This window comes from Hymenobacter qilianensis, assembly GCF_014489555.1.
Classification (GTDB): domain Bacteria; phylum Bacteroidota; class Bacteroidia; order Cytophagales; family Hymenobacteraceae; genus Hymenobacter; species Hymenobacter qilianensis.
In genome coordinates, this window is record NZ_CP060784.1 from 4,170,334 (window position 1) to 4,186,117 (window position 15,784).

Genomic DNA, 15,784 nt, shown 5'->3' on the forward strand with positions numbered 1-15,784 from the left:
GGGCGTTTCGGCGGGAGTTGCTGGTGCTACGGTTAAAGGCGGCGAAGTGGGTGCAGCAGTAGTCCCATCGGCTAAATCAGCCAAGGAAAGCGGCGTGGGCACACGGCTGGTTACGGGAGCAGCTTCGGCATCAACGGGCATTTCAACCGAGAAGCTAGGTCCGCTCATGCTCGCAGCCGAAGCAGCTAATGCTGCTGCCCCGCTGTAGCCACGCTAGGCGCAACAGACAATGGCAGGGCCGCGCCGGCAGGAGCCGTAATGCTGAAAGCTGGAGAAGCAACCGACCCCGTAGGGGCTGGGCTTTCTGCTTCCAATTCGTCGTCTTCATCCTCCCCTATCGTTGAAGTGAACTGGGGGGCAATTTCTTCTTCCGGCTCTCTCCTGACGACTGGCTTTGTGCTACGCAATGTCATCTGGGGGGCAATTTCCGCTTCTTCGGCATCGAGCGAAGCAGTGGGGTCGGCACCGTGATTTACGCCTAGACCTGTGCGGCCATACAGATCCTGACCATCAGCGCTAGCATTGGCGCTGGTGGCGTCTGCCTCATCTTCGGCGGCTGTTCCCATGCTTAGGCTGGTCACATTAAAGAAGAAGACAACGAAGGAAATCAGCAGAAAAGCCAGCAGTAGCACCGTGCCCCAACCAATAAGGCTATCGAGCCAGGAGGCAACTTCATACCCAATGCCACCGCTCAAAAAATCGAGGGTGTGCGCTAGGTTTGGGTCGGCGTCGGGAGTCTGGAGGGTAAGCACAACATAGCCAAGCAAAGCGCTCAGCCACAGCATCGAAAACAGGCATAACGCGATGACGTAGCTGAGCGACACGCCTACGCCGGCGCGTCGAAACACGATTTTATACCCCAAAAAGAAGACGATAGGAATGACCGCAAACGCGGCTACACCAAAGCCTTTATAAATGAGCACCTGCGCGGCCATTGCCCCTAATAAGCCCAGCCAGTTGCCCGATTCCTGCCCCGCTTCTTTGGCAGGCGTGGTGGCCAAGCTGCCTACTACGCTCTGATCGGCGTGACCCGTAAACAGGAACGACACGAACGCAATAGTGAGGTAAATAGACCCCAATAGGAAGAAAAATCCGAGGAACAACTGAAAGCGACGGTCGTGCAGAAAGCCAAAAATGCCCCCCAACGAAGGCAGCTTGGGCCATTGGCGCGGAGGCTTCTGGGCTTTGGCAGCAGGCTTGGCTGCCGCTGGTTTTGAGTTGGCCTCAGCACGGCGACTGTTTTCGCGGAGAGCCGGGGCGGGCTCTGGGCGGGCGCCGGGCGAGTGGCGGGGCGGGCGGCCGGACGTGGCTCGTTGCCGCGGGCCGGCGGAGTATCAGATTGTTTATATGTATTCTTTGCCATGCTTACGCACCGAAAGGCTATATGTAGAACTTACAAGGCGGCAGTGTAGCTTCTCTCAGGAACGATTTATCCCGGCAGCCAACACCTCACGCTTCGTAAAGATACACTTGCCCGCCCGCAGTCCTAACCGAAAATTTGCCCCCAGACCGCTCCATTGCTTAAATAACCTGGTTCCAAAACCATTACAGGTCAAAAAGCTCCCTGCAAAAACGAACACGTCGCCTTGGGCGAAGGTGTGGATGAGCTTCCCCCAAGGCGACGATGCCCAAACCGGCGACTAGCTGCGCGGGTGAAACTCAGTAATAACTTGCTTCAGATAATCCCGGTCGAGGTGGGTGTAGATTTCGGTGGTGGTGATGCTTTCGTGGCCCAGCATCTCCTGCACGGCGCGCAGGTCGGCGCCGCCTTCAATAAGATGCGTGGCAAAGCTGTGCCGGAACGTATGCGGACTCACCGTTTTGCGAATACCTGCTTTATCGGCCAAGGCTTTGATGATGTTAAAGATCATCACCCGCGACAATTTTGCCCCCGACGATTCAAAAACACGATATCCTCGTGGCCGCGCTCAATGTCGAGGTGGCAGCGTATGCCGGTGAGGTAGATGTTGAGGTGCTTCAGCGCGTCGCGGCCGATGGGCACGAGGCGTTCCTTGTTGCCTTTGCCCGTGACGCGCACAAAGCCCTGATCGGCATACAAATTGGATAGCCGCAGCTCCGTCAGCTCCGATACGCGCAGGCCTGACGAGTACAGTACTTCCAGGATGGCGCGGTTGCGGGTACCTTCGTTGGTGCTCACGTCCACGGCGTCCAGCAATTGTGTTATTTCCTCATACGCCAGCGTATCAGGCAGCTTACGGCCGATTTTGGGAGCTTCCAGGGTATCGGTCGGATCTATCAGCAACATATCTTCCATAATCAGGAAGCTGTAGAAGGCCTTAATACCGGAAAGCGTGCGGGCTTGTGAAGTAGCGCCAAGCCCCAATTCGCCCAACCAAGCCAGAAAATCGCGCAGAATCCGGGTCGTTACCTGCTCCGGGTTTGCGGGTAGCTTCGATATCTCGAGGTACTGCCGCAACTTGCCTACATCCCGCACATACGCCTCCACACTATTGCCTGATAACGATTTTTCGAGTTGTAAATAGCCCTCAAATTGTTTGAGGCTCATGGACCAATTCAATAGTAGTAAATTTAGAAGCGAGAGGTGTGAGGAAGAATCCAAGAGTCGTGCCGAATGGGGGGCTTTTTTCTAGGAATCTTTGGGAATATTCAGGTCAGAAAATATTTGCAGCAGCAAGTAGTACTTTTTAGCGCGATCTAGAAAACACTAGTTTTAGCAACGTTCCCCGACCTTTACCTTTTCGCTTCACTCTTGCTTCATGAAAATCATCATCATCAACGGCCCCAACCTCAACTTATTGGGTCGCCGCGAACCGGGCATTTATGGTAATCGCTCCTTCGAAGACTTTTTGCCTGATTTGCACGAGGCATTTCCCGCCATCAAGCTGGAGTACTTTCAGTCGAGCCACGAGGGCGAGCTAATTGATAAGATACATGAAGTAGGCTTCACTTATCATGGCATTGTGCTCAACGCCGGCGGCTACACGCATACTAGCGTTGCCTTGGCCGATGCCGTAGCCGCTATCAACACGCCTGTAGTAGAGGTACATCTGTCTAACCTGGCAGCCCGCGAAGAGTTTCGGCAGAAAAGTTTGCTTGGCAAACATTGCATTGGCACCATCACCGGTTTCAAGCTCGATAGCTACCGGCTGGCCCTGCATTATTTTGAAGGATTACGGCCGAAGCGCGTTGGATTCAAGGTGTAAAGCAATGATGGTTGCTGGGGGGCTTTTTTGTGCCCATGCCTAAATAATGGACATGAATCAGGCCGAGGTAAACGTTAGTCTCCCCAAGAAAGGTGTCGGCCAAACCCCGCTCCTACTACCTTTGTCTTCTCCACTAGCAATCACCAACTGAATGTATACTTTCAATCCTGGACCATCGGCTGTGTATCCGGCCGTGCGCCAATACCTCACCGATGCCTTCGATGAAGGCTGGCTATCGGCTCCGCACCGTGGCGAGCGTTTCACGGGCCTGATGCGTCAAACCGTTACCGATCTTCGGGCTAAGCTTAATATTCCGCAGGACTACACCGTTTTCTTCCTTAGTTCGGCTACTGAGTGCTGGGAAGTCCTAACGCAAAGCCTGACGCCCACCAAAAGCTTTCACTTGTACAGCGGCGCCTTCGGGGAAAAGTGGCTCGACTATGCCCGCGCCCTGCGCCCCGCCTCTACTGGCCAAGCTTTTGGGCTCGATGAGCTGCCCAATGTGCACACGCTCCCCTTCAACGACGACACCGACTTAGTTTGCCTTACTCAGAATGAAACCTCTAACGCGACCCAGCTTCGCGATGGTTTTATCCTAAACGTTTTCAACCGCCTCGGCAACGCCTTGCTGGCCATCGATGCTACCTCGTCGCTGGGGGCATTCAGCTGAAGTATATTAAGGCAGATATCTGGTTTGCTTCGGTTCAGAAAGCTTTTGGCTTGCCCGCTGGCTTGGCTCTGATGGTGCTTTCGCCCCGCGCTGTAGCCCGCTTCCGCCACCTCAACGAGCGCGCTCACTACAACAGCCTGACGGCCCAGTATGAGAAAATGCTCAACTGGCAAACCAACTACACACCCAATGTGCTGGGCATCTACTTGCTCAGCCGCGTACTTCAGGACCGGGCGCCAATCAAAGCCGTGCACCAGCACCTCCAAGACCGCGCTACCAAGCTCTACGACTTCTTTGATAGCGCTACTCAGCTCAGCCCGCTCGTGCAAAACCCTGAAACGCGCTCCACTACCGTTATTGGCTTGCAAGGCCCCCCAGCCCTGATTGATGAGGTAAAGCGCAGCGCCCTGGCACAGGGTATGCAGCTAGGCAATGGCTACGGCACTTGGAAAGCCAACAGCCTGCGTATCGCCAACTTCCCAGCTATTCCGGATGCGGCCTATGAGAAGCTGGTGCAGTTTTTTGCCAAAGACTTCGCCTAACAACAGCCTAGCACCAAGCTCCAGCTTAGCCACCATCCGCGCCGCATTATTTCTCTGTGCGCCGTCATTGTAATTGACTTGCTCATCAAACCCAAGGTTCGTTTCGCAACCTTCAGGTTGGTGCCAACAATATGTTTTCATTAAAAGAAATCCTCTCCGTCACGCTTACCTTGTTTGCTGTTATCGACATTTTGGGCTCCATCCCTATTATTATCCAGATTCGGCAGCGTGAGGGCAAGGTGCACTCCGAGAAAGCCACACTGGTAGCGGGGGCGCTGATGGTGGTTTTCCTGTTTCTGGGCCAGAGCATTCTATCTTTATTTGGCGTTGACTTTCAATCATTTGCTTTAGCCGGTGCCATTATCATCTTCCTGATTGGTATGGAGATGATCTTGGGCATTGAGCTATTTCGCAACGATCCGCTGGCTGCTTCGGGCTCCATTGTACCGTTGGCTTTCCCCCTCATCGTCGGGGCCGGCACTATGACCACCCTACTATCCCTACGAGCGGCTTACTCCTTGCCCAACGTACTGGTAGGCATCGTTTTAAATCTGGTCTTTGTGTACGCTGTGCTCAAAAGCAGCGCTTGGATTGAGCGTAAACTCGGCAAGGCAGGCGAAGACATTCTACGCCGCGTTTTCGGCGTGATTCTGCTGGCAATTGCCATTAAGCTGTTTAAAGCCAACTTTTAAGTAACTGATTATCCGAATTGTAGGCTACCTACTCATCCATCAAATAGATGGGCGTTCAAGCAACCGACAATTCGGATATGTTGCCATTCAATAAGTCAGAATGATATATCTTTTTACTGACGGATCATCCCGCGGAAACCCCGGTCCGGGTGGCTATGGAGCCATTCTACGCTTCGGCCAACACGAAAAAGAGTTGACTGAAGGCTTTCGGCTCACTACCAACAACCGCATGGAGCTACTAGCGGTCATCGTAGGTTTAGAGGCCGTCACGCGTCCCGAAATACCCATCACCGTAGTCACCGACTCCAAATATGTGGTTGATGCCGTTGAAAAGCGCTGGGTATTCGGGTGGGCTATGAAGCCTGATTTTGGCAAAAAAGCCAATGAAGACCTCTGGCGGCGTTTTCTAAAAGTGTACAAGCAGCGCACCGTGCACTTCCGCTGGGTGCGCGGCCACAACGGCCACCCCGAAAATGAGCGCTGCGACCGCCTGGCGGTGTTCAGTGCCACGCAAGGCAAATTACTCGTGGATGAAGGCTACGAGCTTATTGAGGCCAAGCGCTAGCTTTTATTATTCAGTATATCAATCGCAAAAAATAGTTATACCGCTGGTATAATCAAATAAAGCATGCGACTTCCCTACTATTCTTCATTAACTGGTGTGAGAGCAGTAGCTGCGTTTATGGTTTATTTACACCATTATAATCCAGGGGAATTAATATTTGAAAGTTCGTTTTTAAAATCGGTATTTCACGAATTTCACGTTGGGGTAACTATTTTCTTCACGCTTAGTGGTTTTCTTATTACGGAGAGATATTTTACCACAGAACTATTATCAATCAAAAATATAAAAATATACATTATTAATAGGTTTGCAAGAATATATCCATTGTATATAGTTCTAACCCTTCCCGTTTTCTTTATTGCCTTTTATAATGCTGGCTTTACCAGATATTATTTATATGCGCTTATCCTGAACATCACGCTTCTTAAGAGCTTATCTTTAGAGTATATGTTCACTGGTCTGCCACAGGCTTGGTCGCTAACCGTTGAAGAATGCTTTTATTTTTTCGCAATATTCTTTTTTGCAGCCCTGAATAGTCGCAGATTTAATAAAGCGGCCGTCTGGATATCAGCTATCATTTTACTGCCTACTACGGGGTTTTTGCTGGTTAAAGCCTTTAACTTTCTGCATCTACCCTTCTTCGAAAATGTACCCTTCGTAGCGTACACGACTTTCTTTGGTCGCTTTTCCGAGTTCTTTATTGGCGCTGGTTTGGCGTTGTTACTAAAAAAAGTGAAAACCAAACATGATTTTTCTTTTTTAACATACGGCGGTATCCTATTATTTTCGCTGGGAATATTTGCTCTGATGAAAATAAAAGTGGCGTATGGGGCCAATTTCGGCGTGAGTCCACCTATTGGCACTGCGGTAAACAATCTTTATTTTCCTTTGTGCATAGCTACCATATTTATGGGCCTGCTTCGGGAAAAAACTCTCGTTTCTACATTTTTATCTACAAAGGCATTATCTGTACTTGGAAAAAGCTCTTATGCCTTTTATCTTATTCATATGGGGCTTATTCATGAACTGCTATCGCCTTACTTCAATGAGGAATCTACGCTAGGGGCTGTAGCCATTTATTTGGTATTGGTAGCATTATCTATAGCTCTGTATTACTTCTTTGAAGAGCCGGTGAATAAAAAAATCAAATCACTTACTTCTCGTCACGAGTGGCCAACCCCTACTTCCAGTTCAAGCAATTCCGCGTTGAGCAAGGCCAGTGTGCGATGAAGGTGTGCACCGATGCCTGTGTGCTCGGTGCTGCGGCCAATCTTTCCGAGTCTGCTCGCCTTTTGGATATCGGCACGGGCACTGGTCTGCTTGCTTTAATGGCGGCCCAGCGCAACCCAGCGGTTCAGATAGAAGCTGTTGAACTAGATGAATCGGCTGCTGTGCAAGCCGTTGAAAATGTGGCTGCTAGTCCTTGGTCGGAGCGAATAAAGGTTCACGGGTTGAGTTTGGCAGCATTTGCCAGTACCCAGCCAGCGCCCTTCGATTATATTATCTGTAATCCACCTTTTTTCCGCCACTCCCTGCGCTCACCCGACGCGGCACGAACAACCGCCCGCCATACGGCCGCTGATACTTTATCCTTCGAGGAGCTGATAGCTTTCACTGCCCAATACCTCACTCCTGCCGGGCAGCTTACGGTGCTGTTGCCCCCGCCAGAAATGCGCCATTTTGAACAGATAGCGGCTCTGGGGGGCTTTTTTCCCAGCATCCGCCTTCAAGTGCATCATCGACTGGGCAGCCGCGCCAACCGACATATTACCACTTTTACCCGCACGCCGGAGGCCACCGAAAACTGTAGCCTGGCCATATATACCGAAGCTGAGGCGACCTATTCTCCGGAATTTAAGGCTCTGCTACGCGATTTTTATCTGGCTTTCTGAGTTACTCCCGCTGTTCTCAATAAAGCATGGCACCTTGATAATCAACGATATAATTCGGGTGGTTATCGAGGTTTAATCGCTGATTATTAATTCGATAACTCGCTTTCTTCTTCCTGAAACTGAATTCCGTAGTCAGCCTCCAATTCAGCTAGAACAGGCTCGTAGAGGTCGGCGTGAGTTGGAATAACCACGCCATGCTGTGGTACCAGACCACGGGCCAGGCGGCGCACGACCATACCAAGCGGCAGCCCCACCGTTTTGGCCATGGCGGTGTGCGTGGCATCGTCGCCAGGCACCACCAGCGAGGATGTGCGCCGGTACCGTTTGCCGTGCAGCATAAACTCAAAAAGATGCTGCATCACAATCAGGTCGTGGTCGCCGGGCTGGAGGCGCCATTTTTCGGTCAGTAAATGTTCCAGCAGCTGGGCCGGTGTGGCGTTGGGCAGGCCAACGGCCGTGTGCTTGAACAGCCCGAGCCAGCTAAGTAGTCGCATTTCTTCTCCATCCGGATTCAACCCTAAATAGTCAGCCAATTGAGTTGCCAGATTGCCCCCCACGGCAGCGGCGGGAGGCAAATAGGCGGCAATAAGCTGCGGCCACGTCCAGTCGGCCGTGTTGCCCAGATGCACGGTGTCGTCGGTGAGGCCGAGGCGAACCAGGGCGTTCCAGGCAGCGCAATAGCCCGGCCGGCGCAGGGTGCCGCGCAAAATGGTAGGGATAGTATCGAGGCCGTAGGGTGCGCGGTAGCTGAGCGAATCGCGGTTGGCGTAGCCCTCAAACTGCCCGTAGCCGGGAACGTCCAGAACCTCTAAGCGGCGAAAGAGCTGCTGATACGGAATAAAGTGGGGTCGGCCATTTTCCAGGTATTTGGCGGTGCTTTGTCCGGCCAGCACCACGTTCCGCGGGTTCCAGGTAAACTTGTACCGCCACGGATTATTCCCCTCCGACTCGGGCGTAAGCAGACCGCCGCAGTACGATTTGAAGGACACTAATTGCCCCCCACGCGCCCGAATGGCTCCTATTGCCTGCATAGCCGACATATGATCGAGGCCGGGATCAAGGCCGCATTCCATCAGCAGCGTCACGCCAGCGGCCTGCGCTTCAGCATCCAAGGCGCGAATTTCGTCGGTGGCGTAGCTGGCAGTAGCCAGATGACGGCCGTGGCGCAGGCAAGCGCGGGCTACTACCGGATGAAACGCCGCGGGCAGCATGGAAATCACCACGTCGGCGGAAGTTACCAGCTCCTCCAGCAGCGCATCATTCTGAATATCAAATGGTACGGCGCGGGCGTATTCGGTGTGGGCTACCAGTATAGGCACCAAATGCGCAGGCTGCACATCGGCTACGGTAAGGTGCCAGCCCTCAATGGGCGCATAGCGCAACAGGTAGTTAATCAGAGAAGATGCCGAACGCCCGGCCCCGAGCAGCAGGATATTTTTCAAGAGAAGGGTGCGTAGTGATGCACAAGTCTACGAACTCTACCGCTAATCCGCCGCCCGTCAACAAGTCATTGCGCTCGTTGTGAATGACCAGATACCTAAATGCTCTTAGGGCTTAGCCACGGATGAAATAGGGACTTGGGGGCAAATTTCTGATTGTTTTGATGTTGATACACTGGTAAAAGGATAAATGTCTTACATTCACCGCCCCTTCTCCTACCGGGGCCGCTTGGTTGGTGATGGAACGCTGCATTCCCTTAGACCTGCCAATGGCTCACCCGTTACAACTGACTATTACTGTGGATGTACTGGCCTCCGAAGCGGAGCTCACTCCATCCGAAGCCACCATCTGGCACGCGGCCCGCGCCGCCACTGATCACGCTTACGCCCCTTATTCCCACTTTAACGTAGGTGCCGCGCTGCTCCTCGACGATGGCTCTGTTTTTAAGGGCTCTAATCAGGAGAACGCGGCGTATCCATCGGGTTTGTGCGCAGAGCGTACGGCCTTATTCGGCTTGGCGGTAAGTCAGCCCGAACGCCGCATTGTTGCGATGGCCGTGGCCGCGCGCCCGGCCCAGGGCGACTTCATGCTGGCCATGCCGTGCGGAGCTTGCCGCCAGGTAATGACCGAATACGAAAACCGCCAGGGCCAACAGATTCCGCTGCTTCTGCCCGGCCCCGATGGCACCATCTACCGCTTCCGCACCCTATCCGATTTGCTGCCGTTCCAGTTTTCGGCCGAAAATCTGCCGGGGCAACGCACGGAGTAGTTGCGGCAACATTCTACTTATCAGAGGTGGCTTCAGCTCAGGAACATCGGCTTACGGTAGCGCGTACCGCACGCTATTATCAGTTGGGTGAGCTAACCGAGCGCACCCGGTACATTTGGTTTGTGTGCCATGGTTACGGGCAGCTGGCCGCCTATTTTATCCGGCATTTTGCTGTTCTCACCGAAGTCAACGACACCGTCATAATAGCCCCAGAAAGCCTGTCCCGCTTTTACTTGCAGGGCAATGGAGGCCGCATTGGGGCGAGTTGGATGACACGGGAAGACCGGCTAGCTGAGATTGACGATTATGTGACGTATTTAAACCACCTGGCCGAAACGCTGCTGCAAAAAAGCCCCCCAGATGTAGCTATCACTGTGTTTGGCTTCTCGCAGGGCGCAGCAACAGTTAGCCGGTGGCTGGCCCGCGCAACGTTTCGGCCAGACCGGCTCATTTTGTGGGCCGGCGCTTTCCCTGACGATATAGATTTTGCGGTGGCCACCCACTTATTGCAGCGCCTGCCCGTAGTGCTGGTGTGCGGCGACCAAGACGAATTTATCAAGGAAGCTGACCTGCAAAAGCAGCGCGACTTTCTGGTTCGGCTGGGCGTAGAGCCTATCATTCTGCGTTTTACAGGCAAGCATGAGCTTAACGCCGCCACACTGCGGCAATTGATGTAGCTGGTCGCCTAGCTAGTTTTCTGAGTAGTTTTCACCTTCTGAGTTGGGGTTTTGGCCTTTTTTGGGGTCTTATACCGTTTGTTGGCCCAGGTAAATAACGAAAGCTCGGCATAAGCATTGGCCCCGTATAGATTGCTTTTCTCGAAAAGCGCCTGCAGGTTATTGGAGCCAACGGTCAGAGGGCCAAGCCGTAGCATCAGGCCATAGGCCAGCATCTGATAGTTGTTTACCAGCGAAACCGGAGCGGCAATTTCCAGCCAGCGCGTTTCGAGGCGGGGCGTAAAGGCAGCGTAGGAAAGCTGGCGCATCCCGATGGCATAGCGCCCACGCAAGCTCTGGCTTACGGCTGCGTTAGCGTAAATTTTGCCCCCACATGGTAATCAAAGTCCACATTGAGCGCCGTGGCCAGGCCCGCCACAAACTTGGTGTCTTTACTCAGGTCCTGCGCCCGTAGAATCCGCTCGATGCGCTCATCGAAGTTATCCAGGTCGATGCCGTTCACCTCGTCGTTGCTCACGCCCAGGTTAGCCGTTTTGATTTCGTTGTAAGCCACAGTTTGGTCGCGGTAGCGAATGCCGCCAATATCGGTGATGGCTACGGCCAACCGATAGCGGTACTTGTTGCGGCCGTGGTCTACCTTTTCTGCTCCTTTCGCATCCCGATAACGGTAGCGGTCACCGTCGGGCCGGTACTCATAGACGAAGCCAATATCTGCCCCCCAGCCGCTGCCGGGCGTATTCTGCCCTCTGAGCCAGCGCCCGCCCTCCTCCGTATCAAGGTCGTCGAATGCCCGAGGATTGGAATAGCCAAAGGCGCCATCAAGGTTTCGGATTCGCACGGTAGTATCACTCGCCGCATTTGGCGCAGCTACTTCCAGATCCATGCTTTTGGCTTGCAAATACGCTGATCCGGCGCCCATCAGACGCTTTACCGTGATGCCCGTTTTGAGAAAGTGCGGGCCTTCGTCGAACACAACCCGCCCATAAGTCAGGTTCCATTCAGCAAAGGCATTCATGTTGAGATTAAGCTTGTTATCGGTGAAGCGGCCGCCATTCTCGAATTCATCCACCGCATTTCGAATCAGTTCCTGCGAAACGTTATTGCCCTGAAGCGCAGCCCGAACCCGCGTGCTGACCGCAATGCTGTGCTTGGAATTTAAGCGAAGCAACAGGCCCGGGCCACGGGCGTTCACGCCTACACTTACCAGGTTAGGCCGGTCGCCTGTGCGTTGCTGGAGGTAGCGGCTTTCCAGCTCAAAATCTTCGCTGGGGCTCTTCAAACTCCAAGGACCGGTGTAGCGGTAGGCGGTATTGGTGGCGTGCCCATCAACGGCCAGCAGTTCTAGCTGCACGCTGTAGCGATTGTCGGCGATGGTAGCTGGGTTCCAGATTGCGCCCCCTAGCCCAGCAAAGTTGCTGTGCGAAGGATTGAACATTTGCTGGGCGATTGCATCATAGTTGGGTAGCGCTACAAGTAGCGAGCCACAAACATAGAATAGTATCGATTTTCTCATGTAGGCATATATGGTTTAGTGATTGATCAGCAGATGATTACATTATTAGGCAATAGAACTACAAGCTTACAGCCTTGCACTATTTTATGAAATACCTACATTTAAGTAATTTCTGATTTAAAATCGCATTTATTCAAGAGGTTATTTTGATTCCTAAACTGATATACTTAGAGGCACCGATCAGTTGACTTATCCCGGGTTTTCCTGTTATAAGTCAGCTTTGGTTAGTGTGTCTTATTTCTACTTTTACCCCCGGCCATGCCCAGCTATCTAGGTGTTTTTTTGCTGCTTTGGGTGAGCTTGGTTCTGATACCGACAGCTACGCAAGCTGGTCCCGATTTGCCCCCCAAGCTTTCTGACACGCTCTACCTGCGCGAGTCAAATGGCATCCACCTCTCCGAAACCTACCTCTACATTACGGAGCCTTTTTCGGCCCCGCCCACGCCTGCTCATGCTGACAGCCTCTTTCGGTCTGGTGCTTTTACCGCAGGCCCATGGCACCGGACGCTCAACTTAGGCTTTGTGCATCAGCGGCTTTGGCTGCGGTTGGCAGTTGTGAATACTTTACCGCAGCGCACCCGTTTTATCTGGAGTCTGTATAACTATACCGATAGCGCTACGCTGTATTACCGGGGGGCGGCGATGAGCAGTTCACGCGGATAGCCGCCGCGTCCTCCCAGGTTCCGGCCGCCGAGCGCATATTTCCTGCGCGAGCCTTATGTCTGCCCTTCACACTGGCGGCCGGCGAATACGCCGAGCTTTATCTGCGCATCGATCATCATGCGGGAGCCCTTTACATGCCCACCGACGTGACAACAACGGAGGACTTTTTGGCTTGGGAAGTGAACTATGTCTTTTATAAGCGCTGGATTTGGCTTATCGGGTTTTATTTGGGCAGTGCCGTGTTCAACCTGGTTTTGTTCGGTTTCCTGCGCGACCGAATTCACCTCTGGTATGTAGCGTATGTGGTTTTTACCACTATTTTTCTGCTGATGGAGGATGGGCTGGATGCCTTGACTTTCCCGGGCAGTGTGTACCGCCTGCTGTGGTCTATTGGTCAGTTTAACTTTATGCTGCTGGCGGCCGCCTGTGGGCTTTGCATTCTTCAGTTGTTTCTGCGGCTGCGCAACGGCTGGCCGGTTCTCCACCGTGTAGGCACTGGCCTGGTTGTTACGGCCGCTGTCTTTGTGCTGGCTTATACGCTGCTTTATCCGGCTGCTCGCGCTCAGGAAGGTACGCTGGGGCTTACGCTGCTCAACGGGGGGCGAGAGGTATTGCTGGTTTCCATTTTTACGTACTGCTGGGTTGCGCTGATAGCCGTTTTCCGGTCGCCTCGCCGACGCCGCCTGGCCATCTATTATTCCCTCACCTACTTCTTTTTCTTCGGAGGATTTGTGCTATTCTGGCTAAACCACGTCGGGCTTACTACCCTGCATCTGGTTGAGCCCAATGCCCTGGCTTGGGGGCTATTTCTGGAGTTGTTGGTTCTGAGCTTCCTGCTCACAGGGCGTTTTCGCCACACACTACGCCAAAATGCCAAGCTGCGTATCCGGCAGCTGCGCGAACGTAATGACATGAGCGCCCGTCTGATAGCTGCCCAGGAAGAAGAGCGTGAACACCTTGCCCGTGAGCTCCACGACGCTCTGGGGCCAAACCTGATGGCCTTACACATGGCCTGGCAAGGGCAGGCCATTCGGGATGCGCTGGCCGCTTTTCCGGAAGCCGCTGCCGCCGCTCGCCAAACCGAGCTTCTATTGCGCCACCTGCGCGATGAGGTGCGCACGCTAAGTCATGCATTGCTCCCTGCCGAGCCCGGCCTGGGTAGTTTGAGTGACTCGGTTGCGCACTTAGGTGAACTGCTAAATCTCTATGGCAATCCTGTGGTGCGCACCTATTGTGATACCAGCCTCGACACCATTCCACAGCCCCTACAAATGTCGGCGTATCGCATTGCTGCTGAGCTACTTAACAACGCAGTTCGCCATGCGCGTGCCTCCGAAGTAAAAGTGCAGCTGCTCCGGCACCCCACTTCCCTGGAGGTTCTGGTGGAAGACAATGGGAAAGGCTTTGAGTCGAATGCTGCAAGTAATGGCATTGGTTTGCGGGGCGTACGCGCCCGCGCCGACTATCTGGGCGGTCAGGTCCATATTGATAGCTCCAGTAATGGCACTAGCATTATGGTTTGGCTACCGTGTTGAGTTAAGTCAGTCTCGTTTATAAGATCACAATGATTTCTGAGTAACCACCGCACGCATGAATCAAGTTTTATCTGCTGACGCACCACCTTTGCCTTGCCGACTCCTCATCGTCGATGACCACCAGATGCTGATGCAAAGCCTGACCTTGTTGCTGAATGAGCAGCCCGACCTGATGGTAGTAGGCCAGCTCCGGTCGGGAACCGATCTACTGGCCTGGCTGTCAGTCGCAGCTACCCCACCCGCTGATGTACTTCTGCTCGACCTGCACCTGCCTCCTCCCGATGGCCTTACTTTATTGCCCCAGCTGCGGCAGCAATGGCCCCAGCTGAAGATATTAATCTTAAGTACAGCTGCGGCAGGCACTGAGCTTATTGACCGGATAGCCACTGCCGGTGCACGTGGTTTCGTTTCCAAATCGGCAGACGCTGAGATACTGCTGACGGCTATCCGGGCCATCCAACGGGGCGAGCTGGCCTTTCCGCCCCGGCTTCAGCAGGCTACGTTGCTGACGGTTGGCGCTACAGCGGAGCCGTCGCTGCGCCTCCAGCGCCTCTCGAAGCGGGAGCGGGAGATTGTTCGGCTTATCCGCACCGGCCTTACCTCGCGCGTCATCGCTGATCAGCTTTCGCTGTCGGAGCTGACCGTGGCTACGCACCGACGAAATATTATGTACAAGTTGGAGCTACAGAACCTGGCTTCGTTGGTGCAGTTTGCCATCGACCACGGCTTATAAAGCCAAAAAAGCCCCCCAGAGCTTCATGCTGATTCTGGGGGGCTTTTTATCAGTTTTTTTCATGTAATCAGAAGCTTACAACTCTTTGCGCATAGTAGTAGCGGCTGCCTGGGCTGCTGGCAAAAGCAAAACTTCCGCGATGTTTACGTGGGGTGGGCGCGTTACCATAAACTGAATGACATCCGCCACATCTTCGGGCCGCAGGGGCTCGTAGCCTTTGTATACGCTGCTGGCGCGGTCTGTATCTCCCTTGAAGCGAACTGTCGAAAACTCAGTTTCTACCGCCCCCGGATTGACCTCGGCTACTCGAATGTGGTGGGGCAGCAAATCAAGGCGCATGCCTTTAGAAAGCGCTGCCACGGCCGCTTTGGAGGCACAATACACATTGCCATTGGCGTAGGTTTCGCTCCCGGCAATCGAGCCAATATTGATAATATGGCCCTGCTTGCGCTGTACCATGCTGGGCAAAATAGCCTGACTCACGTTGAGCAAGCCTTTCACATTGCTGTCCAGCATCTGATCCCAATCGTCGGGGTCGCCATCCTGAATGGGCGCCAAGCCATGAGCACCCCCGGCATTATTGACGAGCACATCTATTTGCCGGAAATCAGAAGGTAGACTAGACACGGCTGCATCGGTGGCCGCACGGTCGCGCACATCAAAGAGCAGCAGGTGCACAGGAGTAGGTGCCAGCTGCTGCGCCAATTCCTCTAGCCGTTCCCGGCGGCGCCCCGTCACAACGAGCTGGAAACCAGCCTGTGCCAGCGCTACGGCCGTCGCACGACCAATTCCCGAAGAAGCACCCGTGATAAAAGCAGTTTTCATGTTAAGCTGTACTAATATGGAAGTCCGAAACAAGAAAAAAGCCCCCAGAGCACGAAAACAGGCACTGGGGGGCTTTTTGGACT

General features: G+C 53.6%; 17 protein-coding genes and 1 pseudogene. 12 read left to right on the top strand and 6 right to left on the bottom strand.

The window, feature by feature from the left end; genetic code table 11:
• Positions 1-185 precede the first annotated feature (185 nt).
• Entirely contained in the window at positions 186-1,145 is a 960-nt protein-coding gene (locus H9L05_RS18845; RefSeq protein ID WP_187732215.1) for a DNA translocase FtsK 4TM domain-containing protein, read from the bottom strand.
• A gap of 495 nt (positions 1,146-1,640) precedes the next feature.
• Positions 1,641-2,527, bottom strand: a pseudogene (xerD, locus tag H9L05_RS18850) (site-specific tyrosine recombinase XerD).
• A gap of 211 nt (positions 2,528-2,738) precedes the next feature.
• Here xerD and aroQ point away from each other — a divergent pair.
• The 7 genes from aroQ to H9L05_RS18880 all read left to right on the top strand — a co-directional run bounded on the left by aroQ (position 2,739) and on the right by H9L05_RS18880 (position 7,546).
• Positions 2,739-3,185, top strand: a complete 447-nt coding sequence (gene aroQ / locus H9L05_RS18855) for a type II 3-dehydroquinate dehydratase (protein WP_187732216.1) — start codon at positions 2,739-2,741, stop codon at positions 3,183-3,185.
• 151 nt (positions 3,186-3,336) lie between these two features.
• Positions 3,337-3,855, top strand: coding sequence for a hypothetical protein (locus tag H9L05_RS24195; RefSeq protein WP_223284566.1), 519 nt, complete (start codon positions 3,337-3,339; stop codon positions 3,853-3,855).
• Positions 3,856-3,905: 50 nt separating this feature from the next.
• Positions 3,906-4,397 (top strand): hypothetical protein, encoded by a 492-nt coding sequence (locus H9L05_RS24200; RefSeq protein ID WP_223284567.1) that lies wholly within the window; start codon positions 3,906-3,908, stop codon positions 4,395-4,397.
• 131 nt (positions 4,398-4,528) lie between these two features.
• Positions 4,529-5,089: a MarC family protein gene (locus H9L05_RS18865; RefSeq protein ID WP_187732217.1), complete on the top strand. Its 561-nt coding sequence runs from the start codon at positions 4,529-4,531 to the stop codon at positions 5,087-5,089.
• 100 nt (positions 5,090-5,189) lie between these two features.
• Positions 5,190-5,654, top strand: a complete 465-nt coding sequence (gene rnhA, locus H9L05_RS18870) for a ribonuclease HI (protein ID WP_187732218.1) — start codon at positions 5,190-5,192, stop codon at positions 5,652-5,654.
• A gap of 63 nt (positions 5,655-5,717) precedes the next feature.
• Positions 5,718-6,884: an acyltransferase family protein gene (locus tag H9L05_RS18875; protein WP_187732219.1), complete on the top strand. Its 1,167-nt coding sequence runs from the start codon at positions 5,718-5,720 to the stop codon at positions 6,882-6,884.
• Positions 6,824-7,546, top strand: coding sequence for a tRNA1(Val) (adenine(37)-N6)-methyltransferase (locus tag H9L05_RS18880; protein ID WP_223284568.1), 723 nt, complete (start codon positions 6,824-6,826; stop codon positions 7,544-7,546). Before H9L05_RS18875 ends, H9L05_RS18880 begins: the two co-directional genes overlap by 61 nt.
• Positions 7,547-7,632: 86 nt before the next feature.
• On the opposite strand, the gene H9L05_RS18885 is transcribed toward H9L05_RS18880, so the two are convergent.
• Positions 7,633-8,988 (bottom strand): saccharopine dehydrogenase family protein, encoded by a 1,356-nt coding sequence (locus H9L05_RS18885; protein WP_187732220.1) that lies wholly within the window; start codon positions 8,986-8,988, stop codon positions 7,633-7,635.
• Positions 8,989-9,254: 266 nt separating this feature from the next.
• Here H9L05_RS18885 and cdd point away from each other — a divergent pair, with 266 nt between their 5' ends.
• On the top strand, positions 9,255-9,755 hold the full coding sequence (gene cdd, locus H9L05_RS18890) for a cytidine deaminase (RefSeq protein WP_187732221.1): 501 nt from the start codon (positions 9,255-9,257) through the stop codon (positions 9,753-9,755).
• Between the two features lie 26 nt (positions 9,756-9,781).
• Positions 9,782-10,432, top strand: coding sequence for an alpha/beta hydrolase (locus H9L05_RS18895; RefSeq protein ID WP_187732222.1), 651 nt, complete (start codon positions 9,782-9,784; stop codon positions 10,430-10,432).
• An 8-nt stretch (positions 10,433-10,440) separates the two neighbouring features.
• On the opposite strand, the gene H9L05_RS18900 is transcribed toward H9L05_RS18895, so the two are convergent.
• Positions 10,441-10,764 carry a hypothetical protein gene (locus H9L05_RS18900; protein WP_187732223.1) on the bottom strand — a complete coding sequence of 108 codons (324 nt, stop codon included), beginning with the start codon at positions 10,762-10,764 and terminating at the stop codon, positions 10,441-10,443.
• A gap of 8 nt (positions 10,765-10,772) precedes the next feature.
• Positions 10,773-11,867: a DUF5723 family protein gene (locus H9L05_RS18905; RefSeq protein WP_187732224.1), complete on the bottom strand. Its 1,095-nt coding sequence runs from the start codon at positions 11,865-11,867 to the stop codon at positions 10,773-10,775.
• Positions 11,868-12,203: 336 nt separating this feature from the next.
• Between H9L05_RS18905 and H9L05_RS18910 the strand changes: the two genes are divergently transcribed.
• The 3 genes from H9L05_RS18910 (at position 12,204) to H9L05_RS18920 (ending at position 14,876) form a co-directional block, all read left to right on the top strand.
• Complete coding sequence (locus H9L05_RS18910; RefSeq protein WP_187732225.1) at positions 12,204-12,608, top strand: hypothetical protein; 405 nt, start codon at positions 12,204-12,206, stop codon at positions 12,606-12,608.
• Between the two features lie 134 nt (positions 12,609-12,742).
• The gene (locus H9L05_RS18915; protein ID WP_187732226.1) at positions 12,743-14,143 is read left to right on the top strand and encodes a sensor histidine kinase; all 1,401 of its coding nucleotides are present in this window, start codon (positions 12,743-12,745) and stop codon (positions 14,141-14,143) included.
• A gap of 55 nt (positions 14,144-14,198) precedes the next feature.
• Positions 14,199-14,876 (top strand): response regulator, encoded by a 678-nt coding sequence (locus H9L05_RS18920; protein ID WP_187732227.1) that lies wholly within the window; start codon positions 14,199-14,201, stop codon positions 14,874-14,876.
• A gap of 75 nt (positions 14,877-14,951) precedes the next feature.
• Here H9L05_RS18920 and H9L05_RS18925 read toward each other — a convergent pair whose 3' ends face one another.
• Positions 14,952-15,701: an SDR family NAD(P)-dependent oxidoreductase gene (locus H9L05_RS18925; RefSeq protein ID WP_187732228.1), complete on the bottom strand. Its 750-nt coding sequence runs from the start codon at positions 15,699-15,701 to the stop codon at positions 14,952-14,954.
• Between the last annotated feature and the right edge of the window lie 83 nt (positions 15,702-15,784).

Bases quoted from the DNA above. Each gene is read 5' to 3' on its own strand.
- H9L05_RS18875 (WP_187732219.1), top strand. From the start codon at position 5,718: ATGCGACTTCCCTACTATTCTTCATTAACTGGTGTGAGAGCAGTAGCT.
- H9L05_RS24195 (WP_223284566.1), top strand. From the start codon at position 3,337: ATGTATACTTTCAATCCTGGACCATCGGCTGTGTATCCGGCCGTGCGC.
- cdd (WP_187732221.1), top strand. From the start codon at position 9,255: ATGGCTCACCCGTTACAACTGACTATTACTGTGGATGTACTGGCCTCC.
- rnhA (WP_187732218.1), top strand. From the start codon at position 5,190: ATGATATATCTTTTTACTGACGGATCATCCCGCGGAAACCCCGGTCCG.
- H9L05_RS18920 (WP_187732227.1), top strand. From the start codon at position 14,199: ATGAATCAAGTTTTATCTGCTGACGCACCACCTTTGCCTTGCCGACTC.
- H9L05_RS18865 (WP_187732217.1), top strand. From the start codon at position 4,529: ATGTTTTCATTAAAAGAAATCCTCTCCGTCACGCTTACCTTGTTTGCT.
- H9L05_RS18925 (WP_187732228.1), bottom strand. From the start codon at position 15,701: ATGAAAACTGCTTTTATCACGGGTGCTTCTTCGGGAATTGGTCGTGCG.
- aroQ (WP_187732216.1), top strand. From the start codon at position 2,739: ATGAAAATCATCATCATCAACGGCCCCAACCTCAACTTATTGGGTCGC.
- H9L05_RS18905 (WP_187732224.1), bottom strand. From the start codon at position 11,867: ATGTTCAATCCTTCGCACAGCAACTTTGCTGGGCTAGGGGGCGCAATC.
- H9L05_RS18910 (WP_187732225.1), top strand. From the start codon at position 12,204: ATGCCCAGCTATCTAGGTGTTTTTTTGCTGCTTTGGGTGAGCTTGGTT.
- H9L05_RS18915 (WP_187732226.1), top strand. From the start codon at position 12,743: ATGCCCACCGACGTGACAACAACGGAGGACTTTTTGGCTTGGGAAGTG.